A 2,116-nucleotide genomic window follows, 5' to 3' on the forward strand; every position below is an offset into this window, starting at 1 on the left:
CCCCCCCCCCCCCCCCCCCCCCCCCCCCCCCCCCCCCCCCCCCCCCCCCCCCCCCCCCCCCCCCCCCCCCCCCCCCCCCCCCCCCCCCCCCCCCCCCCCCCCCCCCCCCCCCCCCCCCCCCCCCGCCGCGAACTCCTCGCGCACGCTGGAGACCACCAGCACGTGGTAGTCCATCGACAACCCGAACAGCACCACGAACATCAGCACCGGCAGCCAGGCCACCACCGCGTCGATCGAGGTGAACGCCAGCAGCCCCTCGGCCCAGGTGCCCTGGAACACCGCGGCCACCACCCCCAGCGCCGCCGCGCAGCTGAGGGTGTTCAGCAGCACCGTCACCAGCGCCAGCAGCGGGGAGCGGAACGCCACCGCCACCACCACGAACGTCAGCACCAGCACGAAACCCACCACCCACGGCAGCCGGTCCACCATCCAGCGCGCCACGTCGCTGCCCGCGGCGACCCCGCCGCCCACGGACACCTCCCCGCCCGGCACCGCGGCCTCCACCCGCGGCACCACGTTCGCGCGCAGCGCGTCCACCGCCCGGTCGGCCTCCGGGCCGGAGTCGGCGGGCGTGTCCAGCGGCACCGTCACCACGTGGGTGCGCCCGTCGGCGGAGGAGCGCACCGCCTGCCCGTCCGCGGCCGGGCCCGCCAGGTCCACCAGCTCCGCCAGCGCGCCGCGAGCGGCCTCGGCGGAGGACGCCGGGGCCGTCACGACGACGTCCGCGGTCGGGCCCTGCGACGGGAACGCGTCCGTGAGCCGGTTCAGGGTCTGCACCGTGGGCAGGTCCTGCGGCAGCGAGTCGTCCCCGGGCAGCCCCGTGCGCAGCCCCGTCAGCGGCACCGCGAGCGCCCCCAGCAGCAGCACCCCCACCGCCAGCGACGCGACCGGGCGGTTGGAGGCCGCCGCAGCGGCGCGGCCCACCGGGGACGGGCGCTCGGCGCCCGCACCGCGCCGCCACGGCAGCCGCAGCGCGTCCACCTTCCCGCCCAGCACGTCCAGCAGCACCGGCAGCAGCGTCGCCGAGGCCAGGACCGCCACCGCCACCACGAACGCCGCCCCCAGCGCCAGCGACGTGTACAGCCCGCCGGCCACCAGCATCCCCAGCATCGACACCACGACCGTCGCGCCGGAAACCACCACCGCGTGACCGGCGGTGCGGGTGGCCAGCAGCACCGCCCCGCGCACCGGCAGACCCGCCCGCCGCGCCAGGCGCGCACGGTGCAGGACGAACAGGGCGTAGTCCACGCCGACCGCCAGGCCGATGAGCACCGTCAGGCTCGTCGCCTCCTCCGCCACCGGGTGGACGCGCGAGACCAGGGCGCTCGCGCCCAGCGCCACGACGACGGCGGCGACCCCGAGCAGCAGCGGCACCAGCGCCGAGACCACGGAGCCGAACGCCAGCAGCAGCACCACCAGGGTGATCGGCAGGCTCACCAGCTCCGCGCGGTGCAGGTCCCGCTCCAGGCGGCCACCGACCTCCTCGCTCACCGACGCCGACCCGACCTGCCCCACCACCACGTCGGAGCGGCCCAGCCGCTCGCGCAGCTCCTCCTCGACGGCGCCGGTGCGCTGCACCGTCGCGCCCACCCGGTCCACCGCGTCGGAGTACCCGGTCTCGGGGTCCACCGAGAGCACCAGCGGCACCGCCACCACCCGGCCGTCGGCCGAGCGCGCCGCCGCCCCCACCTCGCGCACGAGGTCGTCGCCGCGGTGCGCGTCGGCCACCACGTCCGCCACGACCGCCTCGGCACCCGCCGGCAGCGCCGCGCCGCCCCCCGTGAGGGACACCACGACCGTCTCGGTCAGCGGTTCGGAGAACCCGGCCGCCTCCAGGGCGCTCGCGGCCCGCTGCGAGTCGCCGACGCCCTCCTCGTCGCTCGTCGTCGTGCCGCTCGCGAACGCCGCGGCGCCCGCCACGAGCAGCAGCAGCCAGGCCACGACCACCAGGCCGCGGTGGCGCAGCGACCAGCGCGCCACCGCGGAGCCGCTGCCGTCGTGGGGGGGGGGGGGGGGCGGGGGGGGGGGGGGGGGGGGGGGGGGGGGGGGGGGGGGGGGGGGGGGGGGGGGGGGGGGGGGGGGGGGGGGGGGGGGGGGGGGGGGGGGGGGGGGGGGG

Annotated in this window: 1 protein-coding gene; it reads right to left on the minus strand. The window is 79.8% G+C overall.

Going from position 1 to position 2,116, the window contains the following annotated elements:
• Positions 1–1,980 (minus strand): MMPL family transporter (locus ACRYR8_RS21095; protein ID WP_432486226.1); only part of this gene is annotated, 1,980 nt, incomplete at its 3' end.
• Between the last annotated feature and the right edge of the window lie 136 nt (positions 1,981–2,116).

Source organism: Kineococcus esterisolvens, assembly GCF_050871405.1.
Classification (GTDB): Bacteria; Actinomycetota; Actinomycetes; order Actinomycetales; family Kineococcaceae; genus Kineococcus.